Raw genomic sequence first — 23,316 nt, 5'->3', positions numbered from 1 at the left:
CCAAGGATTCCCATGGCTGTTTCCTGGCGCCATATCGTGGTGCCCGCCGCCGCGCTCGGCGTGCTGGTCCCCGTTTCCCTCGGCGGCTACGCGCTGCTCACCGAGTCCCCGGACACCGGCGTCTCTGCGTCCGGGACGCGTGCCACCGGCTCCCCGAGTCCGGACACCGTGTCGGGCGCCGATGAGGCGGCCCCCGGGCCGGGAGGGGGTGCCGTCGTCGCCAAACCCTCGGGCACGCCCAGCGGTTCGGGCCGCTCGGTCGCCGTGAAACTGTCCTCGTACGACGCCCCCGGCAAGCGGGCGGTGCTCAAGACACCCGTCGGCAAGTCCGTACGCTCGGGCGATGTCATCGCCGCGGCGCCGAGCCGGAAGGCCCCGGCGGGCGCGCTGTTCAAGGTGCGGACCGTCACCGGCTCCCGGGACGGCGAGGCGCGGGTGACCACCGCGCCCGCAACGCTCTCGGAGCTGCTGGGCGATCAGAAGGTGAACCAGCGCACGGCGCTGGACAGTGGTGAACTCGGCGTCAGGCCGCTCTCCTCCGGTGTCACCGTACGGAAGCCGTCCGAGAGTGGCTCCGGCTCCGGCGCGGAGGACGATGGCGGTGGCGGTGGCGGTTCCACGGCGCCGTCGCAGGGGCCGGGCCCCGCGCCGTCCGACGGGGCGAACACCCCCGCCGGGGCCACCGCGTCCCCGACACCGTCGGCCCCCGGCAGCGGCGGTGCGCGCACCCAGCTCGGCCACCGCGCGGCCGCCACCACCCCGCGCGGCCCGCTGCCCTCCACCGCGGCGAAGGACATGGGCGCCTTGCGGCTGGGCGTCGACGTACCCCTGCCCAAGGGGGTGAAGGCGACCGGCACATCGCCCGCCCGGCTGGCCGGGGACATCACCTTCCGGCCCGAGCTGATCTTCCAGTACGACCGGCGCTCCGGCGGCCTGCTGCCGGAGCGCGCGGCCGTCGGCCTCGGCGGCTCGTACAGCTACGGCTGGCAGGTGCACGGAAAGGTGTCGGGCACCGCCGACACCGGCAAGGTCGCGGTACCGCTGGCGGCGGTCACCGGCCGTCATGTCTTCTGGGTGGGCCCGGTACCGGTGGTGGTCAGCACCGAGGTGACCTTCACCTACCGCTTCACCGCCGGGGGACGCATCGTGCTCGACGCCGACCAGCGCACCACCGGATCGTTCGCCGTCGGCGCCCGGTACGACCGCGAAGCGGGCTGGCGGCCGCTCCACAAGGCTGACCAGCGGACCAAGGGCGGCACGCCCCGGGTCCGTGGCGCGGCCACCGCGACGGCCCGTGTCGGCGTGCACGCCCAGGTGTTCCTGTACGACACCGCCGGAGTGGGCGGGGACCTCTCCGTGCACCTCACCGGACGCGCCGCGGCGGCCACCGGCGGCCGGGCCCCGGCGTGGGCGCTCAGCGCGGGCTACGACCTGAAGACCGAGCTGATGCTCCAGCTGAAGATCTTCGGAATCCGGATCGCCGACCTGAGGACCACACCGTTCGCCCTGCACGATGAGCGGAAGCTCTTCGGGCACGGGAAACTGCCCCCGGTCTGACGCCGGGGTCCGCACTCGGCCACGATCGAAGGCGCCTGCCCGGTTGAACCCGGTGCGGGCGCCTTCGACGTCGGTCATGAACTCCGCATGCGCGGGATCAGGGAGCCATCTCGTAGGCTCCGGCCAGTGCCTCGACACGCTCCCAGACGCGGGCCGAGCGGGCCTCGTCGACAACCGGGCGGCGGACCGCGCCCAGTGCCCAGCGCTGCTGCTCCGCCGTGGCGGAGTCCTTGCCGTGCAGTTCGACGGCGTAGGCGGAGAAGTCACGTACGAAGACCGCGAACAGCTCGTCGAGCACATTCTCCTCGACGCCGGTCAGCCGCCCCTGCTCCAGGATCAGCTGGCCGTACACCACCAGCGCGAACAGCTGGCCGACGGCGAGGAGGAAGTCCAGGTCCTTGCCCTGCTCCTCACCGGGGGCGGCGGTCCTGACGAACTCACACAGCGCGTCCGCCTGCTCCCGGAACCGGCCGACGTTGGGGAGGTGGGCGTACGCGTCGTAGGCGGCCCGCCAGTCGTGGAAGCGGATGGAGCCCAGACCGCGGGCCGGTCCCTGCCGGAAGAGGAACGCGTCGTCGGCCGCGTCCAGCCGGGTCGGCACGGGCTCGTAGTCGGCCGGGGCCAGCAGGTGGTTGCCCATGAACTTCAGGATCAGGGCGAGGTTGACGTGGACGGTGCCCTCCAGCTTGGGCAGGCCACGGATCTCGGACGCGGCCTGGGAGAAGTAGGTGTCCTTCTCGAAGCCCTTGGCGGCGATGACATCCCACATCAGGTCGATGACCTTCTCGCCCTCGGTGGTCACCTTCATCTTCGTCATCGGGTTGAAGAGGAGGTAGCGGCGGTCGTCGGGGCCCGCGGAGCGGAAGTAGTCGACGGCCCGGTCGCTGAAGAGCTTCATCCCGGCCAGCCGGACGTAGGCGTCGGCCAGCTCACGGCGCACATGCGGGAAGGCGGTGACGGGACGGCCGTAGAGGATGCGGTGGTGCGCATGGGTGACGGCCTCGTACATCGCGTGCTCGCAAATCCCGACCGAGGCGGTGCAGAGGTTGAACTTGCCGACGTTGACGGTGTTGAGGGCGGCGTCGAAGGCGGCGCGGCCGGTGTGCAGTACGTCGTCGGGGCCGACGGGGTAGTTCTCGAGGCGGAACTCGCTCACGTACTTCGAGGAGTCGACCACGTTCTTCACGAGGTGGTACGCGGGGTGGCGGCTGTCGGCGGCGAAGAACACATAGCCGTCGGGGCCCTCGACGTCGGCGCGCCGGCCGAAGACGGAGACGAGCCCCGCCGCGTTGCCGTTGCCTATGTAGTACTTGGAGCCGCTGGCCAGGAAGCCGCCGTCGCCGTCCGGCTCCAGGACCATGTCGGTGGAGTAGATGTCGGCGCCGTGAGCCTTCTCGGAGAGGCCGAAGGCGAACACCTCGCCCTGGGAGAGGAGTTCGGCCGCCCGGTCGCGAGCGGTGGTGTTGTCGCTCTGCCAGACGGGGCCGAGTCCGAGGATGGTGACCTGCCAGGCGTACCAGTAGTCCAGCCCGTAGAAGCCGAAGATCTCGTTGAGTGCGGCAATCCGGGCGGTGTCCCAGCGCTTGTCCGGCTGGTTGGAGGTGGCGGCCGAGGCCGGGGTGAGGAAGGTCGCGAAGAGCCCTTCCTTGGCGGAGAACGCGAGGAAGTCGGCCAGCCAGGCGCGGGTGCGGTAGTCCTCGATCAGCTGGCGCTTGCCGCGGTCTTCGAACCAGTCGACGGTGGCGCGCAGCAGCCTGCGGGTCTCGGGGTCGAAGTGCGCCGGGTCGTAGGTGCGCGGGTTGAACAGCAGTGCGTCGGCCACGGAAGGTCGCCTTTCCGGGTTGAGGGTTACGGGGGTGGGTGGTGCGGGGTGGCTGGAGCCGTTTCGGGCGGAGCGGTCGCGGTGGGTGGTGTGGCCCGGGTCGCGGGTGCTTCCGGCGGCCCCGGGGTCAGTGCTCGGGACGGAGCCGGTGGAGTGTGTCGAGTACGTCGTCCAGCCAGGCGAGCGTCATCCGCTCGTAGGCGATGCCACCGCGCAGCACGACATGCTGGAGCGACTCCCCGGCGGTGAGCGTCGCGGGGGCGTCGGGACCGGTGAAGTCCCGTTGTTCACCGGCCAGATAGCGGGTGAGCCGGTCGCTGTGCGCCCGGCGGTGCCGCTCGACCTCGCTGATCAGCGCGGCCGGGTCGTCGAAGGCCGCGCCGCGGATCTTCACGGCGAGGTCGTGACGTACGCTCTCGGGTTCGATCGGCTCGTGCAGCCACTGGGACAGGGCCGCCCGGCCGGGCCCGACGACGGAGTACTCCTTCTTGTCCGGCCGGGCCTGCTGTGGCACATCGCGGGCCTCGATCCAGCCATCGCTCTCCATGCGCTTGAGCACGCGGTAGATCTGCTGGTGGCTGGCGGTCCAGAAGTAGCCGATGGACCGCTCGAACCGCCGGGCCAGCTCATAGCCGGAGCCCGCCTTCTCCAGCAGGGAAACGAGGATCGCGTGTTCGAGCGCCATATGCGGGATCCTGCTATGCAACTCGATGCATAGCAAGGACACCCCCCGGAATGAGGCGCGGTTCACGCTCGCGGGCGGTCGGGGGCCCGGGAACGCGGAGGGCCCCGGACCGTCACCGGTCCGGGGCCCTCTGATCCGTCACCCCCAGGATGCGGGGAAGCGCCGTCGTCCTAGGTTCTGTCTGACAAACGATCATTGTTCGCGGAGCCAGAGGATGAATGAGGCGAGGCGGAGGCCGGCGAGGTAGCGGGCGGCCAGCTTGTCGAAGCGGGTGGCGACGGCCCGGAACTGTTCGAGTCTGCTGAAACAGCGCTCGACGACGTTGCGGGCCTTGTACTGCTCGGGATCGAAGGCCGGCGGGCGACCGCCGGTAGATCCACGTCGCCGGCGGCCCGCGATCTGGTCGGCCCGTTCAGGAATGACCGCCCGGATGCCGCGTCTGCGCAAGCCGGACCGGATGGCGCGCGAGGAGTACGCCTTGTCCGCGATGACCGCCTCAGGTCTGCGACGCGGTCGGCCCACGGTCTGGCGGGGCACCCGCACCGCCCCCAGGACGCTCTCGAACACGGTGGAGTCGTTGACGTTGCCCGGCGTGAGGACGACGACCAGGGGCAGACCGCGGCCGTCCGCGGCGAGGTGGACCTTTGTGGTCAGCCCGCCGCGGGACCGGCCGAGCGCCTGACCAGGCGCCTGATGTGGCGGATCTTCCAGTTCGTCCGCCGCCGGTGCCCCCCTTTCGGGCTCCGGCGGCATGCTGGTGAGCGCGGTTGATGGTGGAGTCGATCGAGATCGTCCACTCCACCGCGCCACCGCGTCGTCGCGGACCTGAACATGCTCCAGCAGCCTTGCCCAGGTTCCGTCCCATTCCCAGCGTGCGAAGCGTTCATAGGCCGTCTGCCACGGGCCATAACGCTCGGGCAGGTCCCGCCAGGGCGCCCCGGTCCGCAACCGCCACAACACGCCGTTCACCACCTGCCGGTGATCCCGCCCGCGCCGCCCGCGACCATCAACACCTGGCAGGAGCGGGGCTATCCGCCCCCACGCCGCATCCGTCAACTCACCCCGACCCACCACAAGATCAATTATCAGACACGCCCTAGCTCTGAAGAGATCCAGCCTGCCGCTAGATTGGCCACCATGGGCATGCGGGGGCGGAGAAGCGGTCCTGAGCGCCGGAGAGATGGGCTTCCGCGAGGAATCCGGGTGGTGGGTGGTCGACGAAGTCAGCAACCAGTCGACTGGCTGCTGCCCGGACATCAGCTCATGGACGGCTGTCGGGAAGGCGTTGGACCGAGCCGGCATCGCTGCCCCGGGCGGCTTCGCCCACGAGGTGATCTTCCGTCGCTGCCCCGGCTGTCAGCAGCTCAACATCGTGCGGGACGGACACTTCGTCTGCGTCTTCTGCGACACACCCCTGCCGCTGGAATGGAACGTCGACGTGACGGCCTGAACAGCAAGGTGCCCTCTAGTTCAGGGAGAGCCACATATCGACGCTCTCGATCCCTCGTTCGCGAAAGACTCCGGCCGGCTTGAATCCCGCCTTTTCGTAGGCGCGGATCGCCCCGGTGTTGGAGGACTGGGTACCGCCGAAGAGGATGACGTGCCGGCATCCGCGCTGACGCAGGACGTCGAGCGCTCCCTTGAGCAGCTCGGTTCCGAGGCCGGTGCCCTGCAGATGATCGGCGACGACAGGGGCGATACGACAGTCCGCGCCGTCCTCGATGGTCCACCCGAGATTCCGGTAGCGCGCCTTCTCACTCTCCGGGATCGTGAACTGGGCCAGTAGATACGCGACTACCCGATCGTCACGGGCATCCGCCAGTACGAAACGCAGGGCGGTCGGGTCGTCGAGAGCAGTACAGATCCGCTCCGCTTCGGTCCGGTCGAGCGGGTGTGGACTGTAGCGCTCCCTTGTCTCCGCCGAGAGCGCTTCGAGGAAGTCCCCGAAGCTGGAGGCGTCTGAGCTTGATAGGGCACGCAGGGTGGCGACAACACCATTGCACCCGGTGACCGGCCTCGCGAGGAACGGGTGCGTGATGGATTCGTCCATACCGGGCAGCGTAACCAACCTGTCCGGAGACAGCACCGTCGCGCAAGCGCCCCTTCAGAAGGGTGAGGGGCCGACGGGACCTTCGCATGTCCGTCGGCGTTCAGCAGGCTCCTTCGCCCGGCCGCACCAGCCCCGTCTCATAGGCCAGCACCACGGCTTGTGCCCTGCTCGACAGCTCGAGTTTGGTCATCGCCCGGTTCAGATGAGTCTTGACCGTCGCCTCACTGATGAAGAGCTGACCGGCGATCTCCAGATTGCTCAGACCACGGGCGGCCAGCCGCAGCACCTCCGTGTCGCGGCCCGTCAGTACGTCCAGGTCCGGTGGCGCTGCGGCAGATGACCGACCGCTGTGCTGGGCGTACGCTTCGACCAGACGCTTGGTGACGGAGGGCGCGAAGAGCGTGTCGCCGCCTCCGACAGCCGCGACCGCCGCGAGTATCCGCTCGGGGCCGGAGTCCTTGAGCAGGAAGCCCGAAGCACCGGCCCGCAGTGCCCCGTACACCTACTCGTCGAGGTCGAACGTGGTCAGGACCAGGATCCTCGGAGGGGATCATCCGACTGGGCGAGGATCCTCCCGGTGGCCGTGATACCGCCCATGCCGGGCATCCGGATGTCCATCAGCACGACATCGGGACGGGTGCGGGCCGCCAGGGCCACGGCTTCCCCGCCGTCAGCGGCCTCCCCCACGACCTCCACCCCCGGGGCCGCACGGAGCAGCCCCACCAGCCCGGCCCGGATGAGGAACTGATCGTCGACGACAAGCACCTTGGTCATGCGGCGGTCATTCCGTTGCGCCGTCTCTCTTCGGCGAGGTCTGTACGGAGACCGGCAGGATGAGCCGGACGGCGAATCCCCCCTCGCTCCGTGGGCCGATGGTGACCGTGCCCCCGTACAGCCTGGCCCGCTCCCGCATGCCGATCAAGCCATGGCCGCTGCCGGTCCGCATCTTGTCCGGATTCACGTCCTGGCCGCCGTTCGTGACGGAGACCGTCAACTGGTGTGACTGATAGTGCAGTTGTACCTGCGTGCTCACTCCGGGCGCATGCTTCAGTACGTTGGTCAGGGCCTCCTGGACACATCGGTACGCACACAGCTCGACCCCGGGCGGAAGGGGACGTGGCCTGCCGTGCACACGGAGGTCCCCGTGTGGCCGCGACCGTGTACACGGCCAGCATCGGGGCGAAGGAGTTGACCACGGGCCAGTATCCGGCCGTCACATACACGGCCCACATCACAAGGCTGGTCTGCACCAACGCGATGAGCACGTCGGCGACGAGGGTGTGGATCCGCATCGCCGCAGCCTAGTCCCGGTGGATACGCGCGGAGGCGAACATGGTTGCCCCTCACAGGAGTTGTGGACGTGGTGATCGCCCGTCCGGGGCAGGCATGGCGGGAGTCGCCGGGGCGCGCTCGCGCTGTCGGTGGTCCAGGTCGTGTGGCCGGGCCGGGTCACCTGGCAGACCCCTGAGATCATCGGAACCCTGGGCGCGGGGCAGATCGTCACCCTGTTCTTCACCCGCCCGGTCCGGTCCGTTCGGGACGCCCTGGCGGAGGAGACCATCTACCGGATGATCCTGGAGAGCCGCAGCCTCAAGGTCGCGCTCGCCCGCTTCCACGTCACCACCGCGGACGACCCCTCAGGCGCCGCGAGGACAGCGGCCGCCAGTTGAAGGTTCTGGAACAGATCGACGCGGCCGACTTCGAACGGCTGAAGGGGCTGGGGGTGGCGCCCCGCGCCTGGCGCGGGTAGCCGCGGTGCCGACCGCGGAACCCAGCACAAGCGTCTCTGCATCACGGTGCGGACAACCGAAGCAACCCGGTCGCTGGACTCCCGCAGCTGAGTAGTGCCTACTCCAGGCGCCCCGTGGCGGCGTTCCTACACTCGCGCTGCATCGCGCATCGATGAGTGGAAAGGAACGCGAATGGCTCAGCACAGAGTCCGGACATGGCCGGCTGCTGCCCTGGCGGGGCTCGTGGCGTTGACGATCGCCCTCGCCCTCGCCCTCGGAGTGACGGGTCTGATGCCCTTCGGATCATCCGCCGAGGATGAGGTTCCCACGGCCGACATGCCGCGTATCGACCATCATGACGAGGCACTGGAGCTGGCCCGTGAGTTCCGTGTCCGTCTGGACACCACGGGGACGCCCGAGCAGAGGAAGCTCGCCCGGCACGTCACCGCGGTTGTCGGGATCATCTTCAGTAAGGACGGGGACGTCCATATCGCTACGGATTTCACCGACAGCCCCCAGCCGGGGAACGCGATGGACGGGAGCGTGGACGAGTCACCGGCGAGGGCTCTGGCGCAGGCGTACGCGGACTGGAAGGAGTCGAGATCGGACGCGACCGTCAATGTCTACAACGCCGTGGGCCAGCGTCTGGTGTCCGGCGTGGACCTGTGACGAAGACTGCTCAGCGGGGGTCGTCCGCGGGTCGGATCAGGGCCCCTGCGAGGTGATTGCGGCTCTTCGCGTCGTCGGCCGCGTACTGGCGTATCAATCCGCAGTCCGCACAGGCGAGTGTGGTGAGATCGATGCGCTTGCGCCCGTAGGTGTCCCAGAGCATGACCCAGATCGCTCCCCCCCTGGTTCCGGTGGAGGTCGATGGGGAAGACCTCGGTCGAACCGCAGTCCGGGCACTGTCCCTGCTTCACGCGTGCGTTCATCGCCTCACTCTGTGAGCAGGATCCGGCGCGCGGGGAACCGGTACGCCCGGTCCATCGTCGTTCGGATCATGATCTCCGATGCGGAACAGCTGGTCGATGACTGGGACTCGATACGGCAGGGGTACTTCCTGGGGGGGAACCCGACGAGACCCTGTCGCGGTGTCTGGAGCGGCTCGGCCGGGCGCGGGCCGCGGTGCCCCGGGATCCGGATATGACAGCGTTCTTCACGCTGGGGCTGGTCCTGATGTCCGGCCACGCGACATGGGCGGCGGATCCCGCGGTGGCGGACCGGACCGCGGACGCGCTGCTGGCCGTCGCCTCGGACGCGGCGGCGGCGGACCTCCGCTGCGGCCACGGGAGCCACCCCTGCGACGACGGCGACCTCGACATGCGGCTGGAGCTTCCCCGTGCTGCTGTCGCTGCTCGGCGGGGGCGCGGAGTACGCGTGGCACGACCTCGACGAGCAGGGTGAGGACCCCGGTCCGGAGTCCCGCTGGCGTTGCCCGCGCACCTTGGCGGGGTTCGCACGGTCGGCCGCCGAGGCGATCCGTGGCACAACCGACCCCTGGTAGGACTCTGTCAGGTCTTCCTGCCCGGCCTGTTCGGGAGCACAGTAGGTGACCGCGAACTCAAACACCGCTTGGGCCTCGACCACTTCGAAGACCGTTCCTGGCCCGGCTGGCACCACCACGTCACCCTCGTGACCGCCGCCCACGCCTTCCTCACCGAACAACGCCTGGTCCCAAAAGCCCCCGGGCCAGCCTCACCCTCTACCAGATCCTCGACACCTTCCAAGACAGCTTGAGGTGCTGGACCGGCAGCCGCACCACCTACCACCAACCCCTCCCCAGCAGGACACACACGACACCAAGATCGAGAGAGATCTGACGGAGTCCTACCAGGGGTGTGAGCCGCCCCTCGTCAGTGGCGAGGGTGCGGTCGAGGTTTGGGCGGGCACTTGCCATGCGGACCGTGGGGGCAGGGGAGAGGGGGCTGCGGATCGGAGGCGCGCTCGATCGCGAATGCCTCCGCTGTGTTCACGAAGTCCGAGAGCGAGCCAGTACTGGCCTTTTCTCCGCCGACGACGTACACGCAGGGGCCGTTCGACGCCTCGGGGCAGGGTGCCGCTGCCCCTGCCGGGCCGGAGCGGGCGGTTGGCATCGACGGCAGGGTCACCCACGTATTGGTGGCTGGTGCGTATGCCTCTGCCGTGTCCAGAAAGCCCGAGTAACTATCCCCGCCGATGGCGTACACGCAGGTGTTTGTCAGTCCCGCCGGGCAGGGCGCCGCCGCCCCTGCCGGGCTATAGCGGGCGGTCGGCATCGACGGCAAGGTCTCCCACGTATCGGTGGCCGGGCTGTACGCCTCCACCGTGCTCACGATGTCGGAGCCGTCATCCCCGCCGATGGCGTATACGCAGGTGCCCTGCAGTGTCGGAACCGACGCTGGGCACGGTGCCGCCGCGCCCGTCAAAAAGGCTCGGGCGGTCGGCATCGACGGCAAGGTCGCCCACGTATTGGTGGCCGGGCTGTACGCCTCCACCGTGTCGTGGTAGTCGGGCGTACCGTCAGCCCCGCCGATGGCGTATACGCACGTGCCTTGCAATGTCGGAACCGACGCCGGGCACGGTGCCGCCGCGCCCGCCAGGAAGTCGCGGATGGTCGGCATCGACGGCAAGGCCGCCCACGTATTGGTGGCCGGGCTGTACGCCTCCACCGTGTTCAGGAAGCCGGTGTCGCTAAACCCGCCGATGGCGTATACGCAGGTGCCCTGCAGTGTCGGAACCGACGCTGGGCACGGTGCCGCCGCGCCCGCCAGAGCCCCGCGGGCGGTCGGCATCGACGGCAACGTTGCCCAGGCGTTGATGGCCGGGCTGTACGCCTCCATCGTGTCCCGATCGCCGAAGAGGCGAAGGCTCCCACCGATGACGTACACACAGGTGTTAGTCATTCCCGCCGGGCAGGGCGCCGCCGCCCCTGCCGGGCTAAAGCGGGCGGTCGGCATCGACGGCAAGGTCAACCAGACGCCCTGAGCGTGTGCGGCAGTGGCCGTGAACGCCAGCAGCGGCGTCAGCACCGCCACAACGAGCCGCCGCCACCATGAGCGCCCACGCGGGAACGTTTGACTGGCCGCCACCAGCGCGGGCACCGGCGTCAGGCCAGGGCCATCGCGATACGGCGGCACAACCTTCGCGGGCCTGTTCTTCGGCCCCGACCGACAGCTGATGCCCATCGGACACCTCTTTCATGGCGCGCGGCAGCCGCTCGCCGCGACTGTGATGACCGCTTTGCGGCTATTCATACCAACACATGAAAGCCGCCTCACCTATCGCACACCAAAAGAGCTAAAGGGCACCGCCGCCCAGGGAGGCACGCCAGGGATACTGAGGTTTCCGGGCGGGCTGACGCCATGTCGGAACTGGGAGAGTCCGGTCTCGGTGATGAAGCTGTCGAGAAGGCGGGGCTGGTACTGCATGCGTCTGAGGCGAGTGCGGGCCGGCGCGGCAAGCTCGTCGATGCTGCACGGTGCGAGGCTGCCCAGGCTGTTCTTCAGATGGGCCCACACGCCGTCGGCCGGGGTTGCGGTCGGGCGTGCAGGAGGGAATCGAAAGGTGGTCAGCCACTGCCGGGTCGCGCTCAGTTCGCGCATCGCGGCATCGACGTCGTGGGTGCAGTCGTCCCACACCAGCACGACGGGGCCTGCCCAGCTGCTGATGGGCTGCATCCAGCAAGGCAGCGAAGTCCTTCTCCCGACAGCCCTTCGTCCCGCGGCCGTGATGCACCAGCATCCGGAACTTTGGCCAGCGTCGGGTCCAGATGAGGATGCCGGCGAGGTGGAGTGCGGCCTGGTAGGCGATGGCGAGCTTGTCGGTTCGTGTGGCCGGTGCGTCACCGCTCTGGCCTGCGGTGACGGTGAAGGCCAATGGTCGCGCACCGCCGTCCGCAGCCAGGTGGACCTTGGTGCTCAGCCCGCCGCGGGACCGGCCGAGCGCCTGACCAGGCGCCTGATGTGGCGGATCTTCCAGTTCGTCCGCCGCCGGTGCCCCCCCTTTCGGGCTCCGGCGGCATGCTGGTGACCGCGGTTGATGGTGGAGTCGATCGAGATCGTCCACTCCACCGCGCCACCGCGCCACCGCGTCGTCGCGGACCTGAACATGCTCCAGCAGCCTTGCCCAGGTTCCGTCCCATTCCCAGCGTGCGAAGCGTTCATAGGCCGTCTGCCACGGGCCATAACGCTCGGGCAGGCCCGCCAGGGCGCCCCGGTCCGCAACCGCCACAACACGCCGTTCACCACCTGCCGGTGATCCCGCCCGCGCCGCCCGCGACCATCAACACCTGGCAGGAGCGGGGCTACCCGCCCCCACGCCGCATCCCTAGCGCGGGGCGGCGGCCGCGCGCATCAGGACGCAGTCGAACTCCACCACCCGCCCCGTGGTCGCCTCGCGCGTCACCGGATACATGCCCGTGATCTCGAACCCGCTGTTCTCGTACACGGCGATGGCTTCGGCCATCCGGGGGCTCCCCTCGTACAGCGGCAGCGCCGCCACCTCCGACTGCATCCCCACGAAGTCGCCGATCCGGTCCCCGGCACCCGCGAACACCTCCAGGTCGTACCCCTGGGTGTCCATCTTCAGATAGGGCCGGGGCTCGGTCAGACCGGCCAGCGCCTTGTCCAGCACACCGTCCAGTCTGCGGATCTCGATCTCCTCGGTGCGCGTCTTGGCGAACCGCCGGTAGCGGCCCTTGCCGTAGTCGCTGGGCGGGAGCAGCGAATTCATGGTGTTCCAGTCCACGTGGATGGACTGGGTGGCGTCCTCGCGTCCGAGGCCGAAGGGGTACACCCACCAGTCGGGATCGGATTCCGCGGCCTGTCGCAGCTTCGCGAACGCGTCCTTGGTGGGCTCGAAAGAAACGATCCTGCCGGTGTAGCCGAGCCCACGCAGCCGCTTCGCGTACTGCCCGGCATTGGCCCCGACGTCGAAAACGCAGTTCACGCCGTACTTCTCCAGCAGCCCAGCCACATGGTGGGTGCACAGATACGTGGCCGCCGCCAGCTGGATCGCGCGTTCATCGGCCGAACCACCCCGGTCGAGGAGGAGCTGGGCACCGGTGTCACCGAGCGGAACGCTCTGCCACGTCCCGGGCGGATCGCCACGCCCGCGGGCCACCACCCACATGCCCCTCCGCATCCGCGCGACCGTGTACCGGCCGCCGCCGCGGGTCACCAGATCGGCCTCCCGGCCCACCGGGACCCGTGCGTGTTCGGCCCGCCGGGACAGCACGGCCGTACCGGCGCCAAGATCGAGTACATGTACCCCGAGCCGGGGAAGCATACGGAGCAGTCTTCTGTAAAGGGTCCTCATTCAGACAGCCTCGCAGGCATCAGCCGTCCCGGATCCCCCCTTGCGGCCAATTAGCGCACATGCGCAACGTCCGCCTCGCCTTGCGCACCCCGGCAGTGCCCTACCGGGGTGGCGCAGGTCTGGCCTCCGCCCGTGACGTCGGTCAGCGGGCGGCGAGGAGCTCGAGCGAGTCGATCACACGGTTCGAGAAGCCCCACTCGTTGTCGTACCAGGCGACCACCTTGATGTGGCGTCCGTCGACGCGGGTGAGGGCCGAGTCGAAGATCGACGAGGCCGGGTTGCCCGTGATGTCGGACGATACGAGCGGGTCGTCCGAGTACTCCAGGATGCCGGCGAGCGGCCCCTCCGCCGCGGCGCGGTACGCGGCCAGCACATCCTCGCGGGTGACATCGCGGGCGACGGTCGTGTTGAGCTCGACGATCGAGCCCACCGGGACCGGTACGCGGATCGAGTCACCGGACAGCTTGCCGTCGAGGTTCGGCAGCACCAGGCCGATCGCCTTGGCGGCGCCGGTCGTGGTCGGCACGATGTTGACGCCGGCGGCGCGGGCGCGGCGGGCGTCGCGATGCGGACCGTCCTGGAGGTTCTGCTCCTGTGTGTAGGCGTGCACCGTCGTCATGAAGCCGTGCTCGATACCGGCCAGTTCGTCGAGGACGGCGGCCAGCGGCGCGAGCGCGTTGGTCGTGCACGAGGCGTTCGAGACGATGGTGTGCACGTCAGGGTCGTACGCGTCGCTGTTGACCCCGTACGCGAGCGTGACATCGGCGCCGTCCGACGGCGCGCCGACGAGGACCCGCTTCGCGCCCGCGTCGAGGTGCGCGCGGGCGGCCTTGGCCGAGGTGAAGCGGCCGGTCGCCTCGAGCACGAGGTCCACACCGAGTTCGGCCCACGGCAGGTTCGCCGGTTCCCGCTCGGCGAGCACCGCGATACGACGGCCGTCGACGACGAGGGTGTCCCCGTCGGCGGTCACCGGGCGGCCGAGCCGGCCGGCCGTCGTGTCGAAGGCGAGCAGCCGGGCGAGGGTGGCGGGCTCCGTGAGGTCGTTGACGGCGACGACCTCGAGGTCACTGTCGCGTTCGAGCAGTGCGCGCAGCACATTGCGTCCGATGCGGCCGAAACCGTTGATGGCGATGCGAGTCATGAGTGGATCCCTTCGGTTCGCCACCAGCGTCGCGCGCGGTAACCGCCGGTGGCATCGGCGTGAGCGCCACGGTTCGAAAGGATCGCGCCAGGTGCCGGTGGGCTACTCACCCTGGGTGAAGGTGCGCCGGTACTCGCTCGGGGTGGTGCCCAGGATGTGCTGGAAGTGCAGCCGCAGATTGGCACCGGTGCCCAGCCCGACATCGGTGGCGATCTGCTCGACGCTCCGCTCGGAACGCTCGAGCAGTTCACGGGCCACGTCGATACGGGCGCGCATGACCCACTGCATCGGTGTGTACCCGGTGTCATCGACGAAGCGCCGCGACAGCGTGCGCGGCGACACCGCCGCGTGCCGGGCGAGTGCCCTGAGGGTGAGGGGCTCCCCGAGGCGTTGCAGCGCCCACTCGCGGGTGGCGGCGAAGCGCTCGCCGAGCGCTTCGGGCACGCTGCGCGGGACGTACTGTGCCTGCCCTCCGCTGCGGTACGGGGCCGCGACCAGACGCCGCGCGGCGTGGTTCGACGCGGCCACCCCGAGGTCGGCGCGGAGGATGTGCAGGCACAGGTCGATCCCCGAGGCGGCACCGGCCGAGGTGAGGACACTGCCCTCGTCGACGAACAGGACGTTCTCGTCGACGGTGGTGAGCGGATGCTTCTCGGCGAGTGCCCGCGCGTAGTGCCAGTGGGTCGTGGCGCGCTTGCCGTCGAGCAGACCCGTGGCGGCGAGGGCGAAGGCGCCCGTCGAGATGGCGGCGAGCCGTGCGCCGCGCTCATGGGCGGCGATCAGGCCGTTCACGACGGCCCGTGGCGGATCGTCGCGATCCGGGTGCCGGTAGCCGGGCACGAACACGATGTCGGCCCACTCGAGTGCGTCGAGGCCGTGGGCCACGTGGTACGACAGTCCGTCACCACCGGTGACGAGGCCGGGCGCGGCGCCGCAGACCCGCACCTCGTACGGCATGCTCGCGCGGGTGGTGAACACCTGGGCGGGAATGCCGACATCGAGCGGCTTCGCGCCCTCGAGCACGAGAACGGCGACGCGGTGGAGGCGGGAGGCGGGCACGGGGAACAGGGTACGAGGACGGCGGGCCCGGTCCGCTCCGACGCCCCAGGCCGGCCCGTGCCCGCTGGGGTGCCCCGGCTCGGTCCTCCGAACGGGAGGTGGGCGGGCCCGGTGACCGGGCCCGCCCCACAACGCCGTTCGCCCTGCCACGGTCGTCCCCGGCCGGGCGAACGGCGCGGCACATCAGGCGTGCGGGAACACCCGGTCCTGCTGGTCCGGGACGACGGATCCGTCGGGGCGCCGGAGCGGAGCCTCGACACCATCGGTGTTCATATGCCCCTTGGTGGCGCAGGGGTACGGTGTCTCCTGACGCGGATTCGGCTCGATGAACATGGGGTTGATGACCCACCGGTGGTCGGCGTTGTCATAGGCCCGGCACATCAGCTCGGTCTTGTTGCGGTTGATGGCCAGGTGTCCGGCCGTGGCGTCATTGACGAAGGTGACATCGGTCTCCGCGTCGCCCGCGCCGAACGCGATGCGGTGTGCGGGGTCCTGCTTCCGCCAGGCCTCGGCACCCTTGATGCCGTAGATGGCCTTGTTGACCCAACAGCGCTTGCCGTCCATGTACGTCAGGACCTCACCGCCGGTGTTGTTCCCGACATCGCCGCACCCCTCCACACCGGTGGTGAGCCGGCCGTTCTTGACGACGTTGCGGATGCCCACGACGCGGTCCTGCGGGAATCCCGCGCCCGGGGCCCAGGCCCGGACGATCGGCTCGGCGGAGGCGGACACGACCCAGACATCGAATCCGGCCTTCCGGAGGGTCCGGATGAGGTCGAGCTGCTGCTCGTAGTAGCGCACATATCCGGCCCAGCTGTGGGTGCCGACCTTCTGCTCGGTGCCGATGGGCGCGGCGAGGTTCTGGGCGCGCGCCTTGCGGGCGTAGGCGGTGAGCTGCTCGGGGGTGTGCCCGGCGAAGAGCTGGGTGATCCAGGCGTATGAGGGGACGGTCCGCCGGTGGTTCCACACCCCGCTGAAGGCGGGCTTCCCGGTCGATGTCTCCTCGTCCGCGTAGACGTCGAGGATCTCGTCGGTGCAGTCGGTGTCCGTCGAGGTCGGCAGTGGCCGGCCCACGGGTACGGAGGTGCCGCAGGCGCGGGTGAGCGCCCGGTGGGCGGCGTCGGTCAGCCACTTGTTGGTCGCACGCCAGCTGGTGGGCTGGAGGATCTTGTCGTGCTTGAGCATCCACGCGAGTGTGGCGTCGGAGATGTCGTTCTTGACGATGGTGTTGTCCCAGTCGAACGCCGCCACGGGTTTCGGGGATCCGGGATGGGAGTCCTGGCCGCATGTTCCGCGTTCGTCGATCATGTGCTGGAGTCGGGCGCGGTTATCGCCGTACCACGGCAGGTCCTTGCTCAGCTGCGGACACTCGGCACGCGGCGTACGGTGCTTCGGGGTGTCATGGGCGGTGGCGGCCACCGGGGTGCTGAGGGTGGCGGCGAGGGCGAGTACCAGACACGTCATCGCCGGCCTGAGAGCCTGCGTACGGGGCATGGGGTCTCCTGGGCGTTGGTGCGGTGTGTGCCGCCGGACCGTTGTATGGGGAAGACGTTCCGGCGCGGATCACGGACTGTACCGAGTCATGGCGGCCCGTAGAAGGAGGACCACGAAGAACCGTGCTGCGTGGCGGCGTCCGGTGAATTGCGGAGCGGTGGCGCGGATGTGTCCCCTCGGTGTCCAAGGCGGTGTGGGGTGAGGGGAGAATCAGCGCTCCGGCGCCGGGAGGTGGGCCAGACCGGTGTCGCGCATGATGCGGTCGATGGTTTCGGACAGGGCGCTGTGGGCGCCGATGACGGTTTCGGCGCCGCCGGGCAGCAGGTCGAGGGCGCGGTACCAGTCGCGCATCTCCGTCTCGCCGTACTCGTCCGCCTGGGGTTTGGTGGCGTGCCGGGCCAGCGTCTCGGCGAAGGGCACATGGAGGTAGGTTCACGGCTCCCGGGCGGTCGCGCTCGCGCAGCACAGTGCGGCGCAGGTTGTCCTGGCCCACCAGGGCAGGCCACGGCCGAACTTCTCGCGGATTCCGGCCGCGACGGACGACTTGCCGGTGGCGCTGTTGCCGCGCAGCACCACCAGCCGGGTTGCTTCGGTGCCCACCATCACGGTGGGCACGCTAACGGAGGACGTGGCTTCACGGAGTGGGCAGGGGCGCTCCGTAGCGGACCGTGACACCTGTCCGGGCCGCCCGCTCGGTGATGGTGGGGGTGGCGCGTTCGGCGAGGGCGGCGATGGTGAGGGAGGGGTTGACGGTCAGGGAGGTGGGGACGGCCGCACCGTCGGTGACGAACAGGCCCTGATGGCCGCGTAGTTCACCGGTGTCGGTGAGTGCGCTGGTGGCGGGGGCGTCGCCCATCCGCACCGAGCTGAGGGGGTGTGCGGTCACGGTGCCGGCCACGTCTTCGCTCCAGGGCCGCACCTGGGCCAGCCCGTCCTTCCCGAGGATTCCGTGCAGCGCCTGGTCCGCTCGGGACCAGCCGTCGCGGGTCCGGGTGGTGGGGCGGTACGTCATGGTGCCAAGGCCGAGGCCGGGGGCCAGCCGGGTGAAGCTGCCGGTGAGCGGGGGCACGGCGGAGAAAGTGCCCTCGTTGTCGTCTTCGGTCATCGCGAGCAGGGTGAGCCACGACTTCCAGCGGGCACGCAGGGCACGGGCCGGGACGCCGAACCAGTGGGGCGGGTCGGCGGCCTGGGCCAGCACATTGGTGAGGGACGGGAAGTAGATCTGCTGGAGTGTGAAGCGGCTGTATTCGGGGGCTTCGGCGTCCAGGTAGTCGTAGGTGGCCGCGGTGATGGGACGGCCGATCGGCAGTCCCTCGTAGGGGACGCCATCCGGGCGGGACAGGCCGAGCAGTGTGCGCACCTTGTTCTCGTCCACGTCGGCGACGCTGACGCGGTCGCCGTTGCCGGAGAAGTAGCGCCCCACGGCGGCGGGGATACCGCCGAGGAGGAGGGCGGAGCGCTGGAGGATGACGGGGGTGCCGACGGCTCCGGCGGCGAGGACGACCACTTTGGCGTGGACGGTGCCCGTGGTGAGGGTGCAGGTGTAGTCGTCGGGATCGAGGACGGTGTAGGTGACGGCGTAGCGGTAGCCGGAGCGGGGTGAGGGGCTGATGGTCTGGACTTCGTGCAGGGGGTGGATGGTGGCGCCGTGTGCCTCGGCCGCGGGCAGGTAGTTGAGGAGCATGGAGCGTTTGGCGTCGAAGCGGCAGCCGGAGAGCATCCAGTTGCAGTTGGTACAGCGGCCGGTGTCGACGGCGACGGGCACCGGGTTGCAGGTGTGGCCGGTGCGGCGGCAGGCGGCGGCCAGGACGCCGCCCGCGTAGGAGACGTCATGCCAGTCGGTGCGGGTGACGGGCAGGGCTTGTTCGACGCGGTCGTACCAGGGGTCGAGTGTGGCGCGGGTGAGGGCGGCGGGCCAGATGCGGCGGCCGAGGCTGCCGTGGCGTTCGAAGACGAACGCGGGTGCGCGCAGGGAGGCGGCGAAGTAGACGACGCTGCCGCCGCCGACGCAGTTGCCGGTGACCACGGCGATGCCCTGGCCGCGTACGACATCGACGATGCGGTTGTAGCTGCCCAGGCGCAGGGAGTGGGTGAAGTCGGCCGCGGCGAGGCGGGGGCCGCGTTCCAGGATGGTGACGCGGGCGCCTCCGGCGGCGAGGTAGTAGGCGGGGATCGCACCGCCGAATCCGCTGCCGACGACGAGTACATCCGTGGTCTGTGTGCTCATGCGGGGCTCCCCGAGGGGGTGGTGGCCGGGTGCTCGGCGGCCAGGGCCGTGCCGTAGGAGTAGTGGGGGAAGCGCCACAGCCCGTCCGCGTCGGGCCGGGGGAAGTCCAGCCAGGTCAGTCCTGGATGGTGGGTGTCCAAGGCGTGGCGGGTGTCCAGGTGGGCGGCGGTGTCGAAGGCGAGACCGGTCAGCAGGCCGAGCACCTGCCAGATGGCGCGGTCGGGCTCGTCGGCGTCGAAGAGTGTGCGCAGCAGTGTGGTGCGGTGGCGGAAGGGCAGGCCGACGAAGGCGGGGGCGGTGGGCGGCAGCAGGATCAGGTGGAGGGTGGCGTAGGCGATCGCTCGGGCGTTGAGCAGGACCGCGATCTCCGGCAGCAGAGGGGCCAGGGGCAATTCGGGTGAGGTGAGCGTCTGGACGACACCGGCCTGGACGGCGCCGGGGCCGGTGACGGCCCCGGCGATGGCCCGGTCATCGGCGGAGCGGCGTTCACCGGGGATCAGGGTGTCGGCGAACGCCTCCATCGTCTGAACCGTCCATCCCGCCGACATGGCCTCGGCGGCGGTCGCCTGGGAAGCGATGGCGGGGAATTGACCTGCCGTCAGGAGTGCGGCGGTGGTGGTGAGTGCGGTGAGGATCGCCCTACGGGTGGGCGGAGAGAGGGCGCTCGAGGGGTCGCGGTGCGGGGGCATGGGGTCATCCGGCCAGTGAGCAGCGCAGGTCGTACGGGAGGTCGGTGGTCAGGCCCGTCTCTCCGGCTTCGCTGCCGTATGCCTCGAGGACGTCGGCCAGTTCGGGATGGACGGGGCGCAGCGCGGCGACGGCGTCGCCGATACCGACGCTGGTGCCGTGGATGCGGAAGTGAGTCAGCCGGGCGCCGGCCCGCTGTCTGGTCTTGTCCCACCAGTACTGGCCGTCCCAGGTCACCCAGGGGGTTGAGCCGGTGGTGGTCTGCACGCTCCAGTGGTCCTGCTGGTAGTAGCGGCAGGTGACCATCGCGAGGGCGAAACGGGAGGGTTCGGCGACCAGGAAGCGCAGGGCGCCGCCGTTGTCGAAGGTGATGTCGCGTTTGCTGTACTCGACGCACAGCGGGTCACGGAACATCAGTCGCCATGGCGGGATCTCGCCCTCGCCGAAGCGGTGCCACTCGCAGGTGGTGGCGAAGGCGGGTTCGGCGAACGGGCCGAGTGTCCGGGATGCTGTGGCGGTGGCGGTCGCGGTCCGGTCACCGGCGGAGGTGGCAGCCGAGGCGGCCGCGGGGGTGAGGGTGGTGGCGCACACCCCCGCGGCGATCGCGAGAGAGATGGCTGATCTGCGGATGCGCGTGGAACGTGTACGCGTGGAACGTATGCGAGTCGAACCGGACATGGGGCTCCCTGCCTTCCTCGATGAGCGGGCGGCCCGGGTCGGGGCCACGTCGCACTCTGGGACGGGTGTCGGTTTCACGACGGATTCACGGCGGACCACGGACACACATCGGAGCGTGCACAGGCGACGCACGGGCATACGGACGCACCCGGTCAAGTCCGCCGGGCGGGCCGCACACCGACAGAGTGGAGCATGACTACCAGCCAGTAAAGAGGTGGGTCAGTGGCTCTTCCACTGACTCATCTCAAGCCTGCGCGCAGAGCGTCAGCATTCTTCGCGAAATGGGCCGTATCGCCCATACCGGAGGCACCACCCCACCCCGGTGGGGCCCAGCCCTCTCCGGGGTCGCGCTACGCCGACCGGGTGACTGTTCGTCAACCTTCTTGCCGCCCCTTCGCCCCTATGGGTTACTGAACGCATCCAACCGGTGGGTCGCCCATCCCTTCCCGGGGAGCTCGGTAGTCGACCCACCCGTTGTGCCTCACGCAGGCGTGCAGCGGCGACGGTCCCTGCCCCGCGGCGAGTTCCCCCCTGGAAGGGGCCGTGCCCCACCTCCGGCCCGACTCCGTTCTCGGCGAGGAGTAACCACCTCACCTCTCGGGGCGAAGGACAACTCCCCGTCCCACCCGACAGCGGACCCCGGGCCCCATCGCCCCTGCTCCAGGTGGCGGCGCCGGTACGGGCAGCCGACGCGCCCGCGTACTCGGCCGCACACAACGGCCTGCGCCGTCACCCTGGACAGTTCGACAGGAGGACATCCATGTCCCAGCAGATGCTCGCCAACGATGGCGGCCGCGCCGGCCAGGCCGGCCCCGGTGGCTGGCCCGGTCCGGGTGACCCGGGCCCGGGGTGGCCCGGCCCGGGGTGGCCCGGTCCGGGTGATCCGGGCCCGGGCTGGCCGCCGTCTTCCCCGTGGCTGCTCTCGGTCACGCCCACGTCCGGTCCGACGACAGGGGGCAACACCGTCCTGATCGTGGGCCAGGGGCTGAACAACGCCACCGGTGTCTCCTTCGGCGGCACCCCGGCGACCATCCTGATTCGCGACCCCTTCGGCCGTGCCCTGGTGGTCACCGCGCCGCCCCACGCGGCGGGCACCGTGTCGGTGACCGTCACCACCCCCAACGGCACCAGCAACGCGGTGAACTACACCTACGGTGTGGCGCCGCCCCCGCCGACCGCCACGTCGATCGCTCCGACCAGCGGCCTGGTCACCGGTGGCACCGCGTTCACCCTGACCGGGACCAACCTGGCCAACGCGGTGGTCCTGTTCAACGGTGTGCCCGCCACCGGCGTGACCGTCAACCCGTCGGGTACCTCGCTGACCGGTGTCACCCCGCCGGGTGTCGCCGGCAACGCCACGGTCACCGTGGTGACCCCGTCCGGTGCCGCCAACGTCCCGGGCGGCTTCACGTACACCGCGCCGCCCCCGACCGCGGCCAGCATCACACCTGCCTCCGGCACGACGGCCGGCGGCACCGCGTTCGTGATCATCGGCACCGGCCTGACCGGTGGCTCGGTGACCATCGGTGGCCTCCCGGCGACCGGGGTGTCCGTCGACCCCACCGGGACCCTGCTGGTCGGCATCACCCCGGCCGGCACCCTGGGCAACAAGGTCGTCCAGGTCACGACCCCGAGCGGATCGGTGAACGTCCCGGGCGGGTTCACCTACGTGTGATCCGCTGAAGCCGCGCCCCGAGCGAGTCGGCGGCGGGTGCCGGTCTCCGGGAAGTACTTCCGGAGACCGGCACCGTCACGCCTCGTCGGGGGGCGTGCGGATCGCGGCGATGTCGAACTGGAGGCGGACCTTCTCGCTCACCATGGCACCGCCCTCGGCCAGTCGGGCGCTATAGGTCAGCCCCCACTCGGAACGGTTGATCGTGGTGGTGCCGTCGAAGCCGACTCGCTGATACCCGAACGGGTCGGTGACCTGTCCGATGTAGGTGAGATCCAGGACCACGGGACGGGTGGTGGCCCTGATGGTGAGATCCCCGGTCATGCGGTAGACGTCCTTGCCGATGAGTTGTACCGCGGTGCTCCTGAAACTCATCCGCGGGTAGGCGGCGGCGTCCAGGAAGTCACGGCCCATCAAGTGGGCGTCGCGCTGCTCCACACCGGTCTGGACGCTGGCGGTGGACATCACGACCTCGGCCTGCGAGCGGGCAGGATCGCTGCCGTCGAAGTACAGACGGCTCTCGAACTCCGCGAAGGAGCCGCGCACCGTGGTCACCATGGCGTGCCGGACGGAGAACCCGATCCTGCTGTGCGCGGGATCGATGATCCACTCCCCGGTCAGACCCGCGAGGGCGGGGTCCGGCCGGACGACGGGATCGTGGGCCGTGGGACCGGCCTGAGTCGCGGTAGCGGCGTGGGCCAGCGCACGGCGGGGTGACGAACTGCGGCTGAACAACTTCATGAATCAAATAATTGGTGCAAGACATCTATTGCCGCAAGTCTTTGCGGATATCCAATGTCCTCCAGGAACTCCGGCAGCGTCGCTCTGCCCGGAAAACCGTCCGAACCGGCGAGGCGCGCAGGACCTGGGTTAATCACCAATCAGCGGGAATCAATGGATGAAACACCGCTCGACTGCGCTCGTTCCCCCTGACACCCGTCCGTGGACAGCTATGGGGGATGATGTCGGTTATCCACCGACCCGACCTCGTGTCGGTGGAGTGTCGACAGGATGATGCGTCAGGAAACATAGGGGTATGCCCGAACTCACGTTGTCGAGGGATACCGGAATCAACTGTTGCAGTTTCCATATGCAAGCACGTGCGACACATCTCTCCGCCTCGCGGGAAATCATGAGCAAGGCGCCATTTACCAGCGGGCGTTCACGTCTCACGACAGACCTGTGAATGATGACGGGATATTCGGTGGAGGCGTGTGCC

The 23,316-nt window shown here is 69.7% G+C and carries 21 protein-coding genes and 6 pseudogenes; 7 read left to right on the top strand and 20 right to left on the bottom strand.

The genetic code is table 11. The features are described from left to right. Nucleotides 1-12: 12 nt before the first annotated feature. On the top strand, nucleotides 13-1,557 hold the full coding sequence (locus AB0C66_RS19215; RefSeq protein WP_362439503.1) for a hypothetical protein: 1,545 nt from the start codon (nucleotides 13-15) through the stop codon (nucleotides 1,555-1,557). A 97-nt stretch (nucleotides 1,558-1,654) separates the two neighbouring features. On the opposite strand, the gene AB0C66_RS19210 is transcribed toward AB0C66_RS19215, so the two are convergent. From AB0C66_RS19210 to AB0C66_RS19200, 3 genes are all read right to left on the bottom strand, one after another. Continuing rightward, entirely contained in the window at nucleotides 1,655-3,379 is a 1,725-nt protein-coding gene (locus tag AB0C66_RS19210; protein ID WP_362439500.1) for an acyl-CoA dehydrogenase family protein, read from the bottom strand. 127 nt (nucleotides 3,380-3,506) lie between these two features. Beyond that, nucleotides 3,507-4,064 (bottom strand): PadR family transcriptional regulator, encoded by a 558-nt coding sequence (locus AB0C66_RS19205; RefSeq protein ID WP_362439497.1) that lies wholly within the window; start codon nucleotides 4,062-4,064, stop codon nucleotides 3,507-3,509. 192 nt (nucleotides 4,065-4,256) lie between these two features. Then, complete coding sequence (locus tag AB0C66_RS19200) at nucleotides 4,257-5,321, bottom strand: IS5 family transposase (RefSeq protein ID WP_362439494.1); 1,065 nt, start codon at nucleotides 5,319-5,321, stop codon at nucleotides 4,257-4,259. Here AB0C66_RS19200 and AB0C66_RS19195 point away from each other — a divergent pair. Next, nucleotides 5,275-5,514 (top strand): hypothetical protein, encoded by a 240-nt coding sequence (locus AB0C66_RS19195; RefSeq protein WP_362439995.1) that lies wholly within the window; start codon nucleotides 5,275-5,277, stop codon nucleotides 5,512-5,514. The genes AB0C66_RS19200 and AB0C66_RS19195 overlap by 47 nt on opposite strands. Nucleotides 5,515-5,529: 15 nt before the next feature. Here AB0C66_RS19195 and AB0C66_RS19190 read toward each other — a convergent pair whose 3' ends face one another. The 3 genes and pseudogenes from AB0C66_RS19190 to AB0C66_RS19180 all read right to left on the bottom strand — a co-directional run. Further along, nucleotides 5,530-6,114: a GNAT family N-acetyltransferase gene (locus tag AB0C66_RS19190; RefSeq protein WP_362439491.1), complete on the bottom strand. Its 585-nt coding sequence runs from the start codon at nucleotides 6,112-6,114 to the stop codon at nucleotides 5,530-5,532. A 100-nt stretch (nucleotides 6,115-6,214) separates the two neighbouring features. Beyond that, nucleotides 6,215-6,888, bottom strand: a pseudogene (locus tag AB0C66_RS19185) (response regulator transcription factor). A 7-nt stretch (nucleotides 6,889-6,895) separates the two neighbouring features. Continuing rightward, nucleotides 6,896-7,252: pseudogene (locus AB0C66_RS19180) on the bottom strand (ATP-binding protein); the annotation flags it as partial. 283 nt (nucleotides 7,253-7,535) lie between these two features. On the opposite strand from AB0C66_RS19180, the gene AB0C66_RS19175 reads away from it, so the two are divergent. Together AB0C66_RS19175 and AB0C66_RS19170 are read left to right on the top strand one after the other, a co-directional pair. Then, complete coding sequence (locus AB0C66_RS19175; protein WP_362439488.1) at nucleotides 7,536-7,784, top strand: hypothetical protein; 249 nt, start codon at nucleotides 7,536-7,538, stop codon at nucleotides 7,782-7,784. Between the two features lie 252 nt (nucleotides 7,785-8,036). Continuing rightward, nucleotides 8,037-8,513 (top strand): hypothetical protein, encoded by a 477-nt coding sequence (locus tag AB0C66_RS19170; protein ID WP_362439485.1) that lies wholly within the window; start codon nucleotides 8,037-8,039, stop codon nucleotides 8,511-8,513. Nucleotides 8,514-8,523: 10 nt separating this feature from the next. On the opposite strand, the gene AB0C66_RS19165 is transcribed toward AB0C66_RS19170, so the two are convergent. Then, nucleotides 8,524-8,676, bottom strand: coding sequence for a hypothetical protein (locus AB0C66_RS19165; protein ID WP_362439482.1), 153 nt, complete (start codon nucleotides 8,674-8,676; stop codon nucleotides 8,524-8,526). Between the two features lie 311 nt (nucleotides 8,677-8,987). Here AB0C66_RS19165 and AB0C66_RS19160 point away from each other — a divergent pair, with 311 nt between their 5' ends. Both AB0C66_RS19160 and AB0C66_RS19155 read left to right on the top strand, forming a co-directional pair. Further along, a complete protein-coding gene (locus tag AB0C66_RS19160) occupies nucleotides 8,988-9,248 on the top strand; it encodes a hypothetical protein (protein WP_362439479.1) in 261 nt (86 codons plus the stop codon). A gap of 150 nt (nucleotides 9,249-9,398) precedes the next feature. Then, nucleotides 9,399-9,581 (top strand): annotated as a pseudogene (locus AB0C66_RS19155) (IS701 family transposase); the annotation flags it as partial. Nucleotides 9,582-9,697: 116 nt separating this feature from the next. Here the strand turns inward: AB0C66_RS19155 and AB0C66_RS19150 are convergent. From AB0C66_RS19150 to AB0C66_RS19095, 12 genes and pseudogenes are all read right to left on the bottom strand, one after another. After that, complete coding sequence (locus tag AB0C66_RS19150) at nucleotides 9,698-10,444, bottom strand: kelch repeat-containing protein (protein WP_362439970.1); 747 nt, start codon at nucleotides 10,442-10,444, stop codon at nucleotides 9,698-9,700. A gap of 39 nt (nucleotides 10,445-10,483) precedes the next feature. Continuing rightward, nucleotides 10,484-10,726: pseudogene (locus tag AB0C66_RS19145) on the bottom strand (kelch repeat-containing protein); the annotation flags it as partial. 375 nt (nucleotides 10,727-11,101) lie between these two features. Then, nucleotides 11,102-11,500, bottom strand: coding sequence for a hypothetical protein (locus AB0C66_RS19140; protein ID WP_362439476.1), 399 nt, complete (start codon nucleotides 11,498-11,500; stop codon nucleotides 11,102-11,104). A gap of 175 nt (nucleotides 11,501-11,675) precedes the next feature. Continuing rightward, a pseudogene (locus tag AB0C66_RS19135) lies at nucleotides 11,676-12,118 on the bottom strand (IS5 family transposase); the annotation flags it as partial. 31 nt (nucleotides 12,119-12,149) lie between these two features. Further along, on the bottom strand, nucleotides 12,150-13,139 hold the full coding sequence (locus AB0C66_RS19130) for an FkbM family methyltransferase (protein WP_362439473.1): 990 nt from the start codon (nucleotides 13,137-13,139) through the stop codon (nucleotides 12,150-12,152). Between the two features lie 142 nt (nucleotides 13,140-13,281). Then, nucleotides 13,282-14,280 (bottom strand): type I glyceraldehyde-3-phosphate dehydrogenase, encoded by a 999-nt coding sequence (gene gap / locus AB0C66_RS19125; protein ID WP_362439470.1) that lies wholly within the window; start codon nucleotides 14,278-14,280, stop codon nucleotides 13,282-13,284. A gap of 102 nt (nucleotides 14,281-14,382) precedes the next feature. After that, nucleotides 14,383-15,339 (bottom strand): helix-turn-helix domain-containing protein, encoded by a 957-nt coding sequence (locus AB0C66_RS19120; RefSeq protein ID WP_362439467.1) that lies wholly within the window; start codon nucleotides 15,337-15,339, stop codon nucleotides 14,383-14,385. Between the two features lie 183 nt (nucleotides 15,340-15,522). Continuing rightward, entirely contained in the window at nucleotides 15,523-16,803 is a 1,281-nt protein-coding gene (locus AB0C66_RS19115) for a haloacid dehalogenase-like hydrolase (protein WP_362439464.1), read from the bottom strand. 240 nt (nucleotides 16,804-17,043) lie between these two features. Further along, nucleotides 17,044-17,436: pseudogene (locus AB0C66_RS19110) on the bottom strand (kinase). Between the two features lie 31 nt (nucleotides 17,437-17,467). Further along, nucleotides 17,468-19,060 (bottom strand): GMC family oxidoreductase, encoded by a 1,593-nt coding sequence (locus tag AB0C66_RS19105; protein ID WP_362439461.1) that lies wholly within the window; start codon nucleotides 19,058-19,060, stop codon nucleotides 17,468-17,470. Further along, entirely contained in the window at nucleotides 19,057-19,749 is a 693-nt protein-coding gene (locus AB0C66_RS19100) for a DUF5987 family protein (protein WP_362439458.1), read from the bottom strand. Before AB0C66_RS19100 ends, AB0C66_RS19105 begins: the two co-directional genes overlap by 4 nt. Nucleotides 19,750-19,753: 4 nt before the next feature. After that, nucleotides 19,754-20,338 (bottom strand): hypothetical protein, encoded by a 585-nt coding sequence (locus AB0C66_RS19095; RefSeq protein ID WP_362439455.1) that lies wholly within the window; start codon nucleotides 20,336-20,338, stop codon nucleotides 19,754-19,756. Between the two features lie 847 nt (nucleotides 20,339-21,185). Between AB0C66_RS19095 and AB0C66_RS19090 the strand changes: the two genes are divergently transcribed. After that, complete coding sequence (locus tag AB0C66_RS19090) at nucleotides 21,186-22,100, top strand: IPT/TIG domain-containing protein (protein WP_362439452.1); 915 nt, start codon at nucleotides 21,186-21,188, stop codon at nucleotides 22,098-22,100. Nucleotides 22,101-22,175: 75 nt separating this feature from the next. On the opposite strand, the gene AB0C66_RS19085 is transcribed toward AB0C66_RS19090, so the two are convergent. Beyond that, nucleotides 22,176-22,838, bottom strand: coding sequence for a YceI family protein (locus AB0C66_RS19085; protein ID WP_362439450.1), 663 nt, complete (start codon nucleotides 22,836-22,838; stop codon nucleotides 22,176-22,178). Nucleotides 22,839-23,316 lie beyond the last annotated feature (478 nt).

This window comes from Streptomyces sp. NPDC048636 (assembly GCF_040650655.1).
Lineage (GTDB): Bacteria > Actinomycetota > Actinomycetes > Streptomycetales > Streptomycetaceae > Streptomyces.
This window is presented reverse-complemented; position numbering and strand designations above follow the sequence as displayed.

Coding starts and splice junctions, on each gene's coding strand:
- AB0C66_RS19215 (WP_362439503.1), top strand. CDS start 13: ATGGCTGTTTCCTGGCGCCATATCGTGGTGCCCGCCGCCGCGCTCGGC.
- AB0C66_RS19205 (WP_362439497.1), bottom strand. CDS start 4,064: ATGGCGCTCGAACACGCGATCCTCGTTTCCCTGCTGGAGAAGGCGGGC.
- AB0C66_RS19200 (WP_362439494.1), bottom strand. CDS start 5,321: ATGTCCGGGCAGCAGCCAGTCGACTGGTTGCTGACTTCGTCGACCACC.
- AB0C66_RS19190 (WP_362439491.1), bottom strand. CDS start 6,114: ATGGACGAATCCATCACGCACCCGTTCCTCGCGAGGCCGGTCACCGGG.
- AB0C66_RS19170 (WP_362439485.1), top strand. CDS start 8,037: ATGGCTCAGCACAGAGTCCGGACATGGCCGGCTGCTGCCCTGGCGGGG.
- AB0C66_RS19165 (WP_362439482.1), bottom strand. CDS start 8,676: ATGCTCTGGGACACCTACGGGCGCAAGCGCATCGATCTCACCACACTC.
- AB0C66_RS19160 (WP_362439479.1), top strand. CDS start 8,988: ATGACAGCGTTCTTCACGCTGGGGCTGGTCCTGATGTCCGGCCACGCG.
- AB0C66_RS19150 (WP_362439970.1), bottom strand. CDS start 10,444: ATGCCGACCATCCGCGACTTCCTGGCGGGCGCGGCGGCACCGTGCCCG.
- AB0C66_RS19140 (WP_362439476.1), bottom strand. CDS start 11,500: ATGCAGCCCATCAGCAGCTGGGCAGGCCCCGTCGTGCTGGTGTGGGAC.
- AB0C66_RS19130 (WP_362439473.1), bottom strand. CDS start 13,139: ATGAGGACCCTTTACAGAAGACTGCTCCGTATGCTTCCCCGGCTCGGG.
- gap (WP_362439470.1), bottom strand. CDS start 14,280: ATGACTCGCATCGCCATCAACGGTTTCGGCCGCATCGGACGCAATGTG.
- AB0C66_RS19115 (WP_362439464.1), bottom strand. CDS start 16,803: ATGACGTGTCTGGTACTCGCCCTCGCCGCCACCCTCAGCACCCCGGTG.
- AB0C66_RS19105 (WP_362439461.1), bottom strand. CDS start 19,060: ATGAGCACACAGACCACGGATGTACTCGTCGTCGGCAGCGGATTCGGC.
- AB0C66_RS19100 (WP_362439458.1), bottom strand. CDS start 19,749: ATGCCCCCGCACCGCGACCCCTCGAGCGCCCTCTCTCCGCCCACCCGT.
- AB0C66_RS19090 (WP_362439452.1), top strand. CDS start 21,186: ATGTCCCAGCAGATGCTCGCCAACGATGGCGGCCGCGCCGGCCAGGCC.
- AB0C66_RS19085 (WP_362439450.1), bottom strand. CDS start 22,838: ATGAAGTTGTTCAGCCGCAGTTCGTCACCCCGCCGTGCGCTGGCCCAC.